1 protein-coding gene is annotated in these 551 nt (G+C 66.1%); it reads right to left on the reverse strand.

The window, feature by feature from the left end:
- Nucleotides 1-529, reverse strand: a 529-nt coding sequence (locus AC0L20_RS39715; protein WP_473295622.1) for a hypothetical protein, incomplete at its 3' end; no start/stop codon positions are given.
- Nucleotides 530-551: the final 22 nt, after the last annotated feature.

The following is a 551-nucleotide window of genomic DNA, read 5'->3' on the forward strand; positions in this document are numbered from 1 at the left end:
GGCGCTGCAAGGGCTTTTTCAGCGCCTCGGGTGCACCCTCGCGCAAGGTCTTGAGGCTGTACTGATCAAGGCTGGCGCTGTACATCGAACGCGCCCGCTCGACCAGGTTATGGGCTTCGTCCACCAGCACCGCGACCCGCCACTGGTTGAGCTGGGCCAGGCCGAAGAGCATCGCGCCAAAGTCGAAATAGTAGTTGTAGTCGGCGACCACCACGTCGGTCCAGCGCGCCATTTCCTGGCTCAGGTAATACGGGCAGACATCGTGGGCCAGCGCCACCTCGCGCAGATGACGTTGATCGAGCAGGCGCACCCCGGTCGCGGCCTGGCGCGCGGCGGGCAAGCGGTCGTAAAAGCCTTTGGCCAGCGGGCACGACTCGCCGTGGCAGGCTTTATCCGGGTGCTCGCACGCCTTGTCCCGCGCCACCAGTTCCAGCACGCGCAAAGGCAAGTCGGGGCTGCTGTCGTACAACACCTGGGCGGCGTCCAGCGCCAGCTTGCGGCCCGGGGTCTTGGCGGTGAGGAAAAACACGGTGTCCAACTGCTGGGGCGCC

The organism is Bradyrhizobium sp. Kon58 (assembly GCF_055807455.1).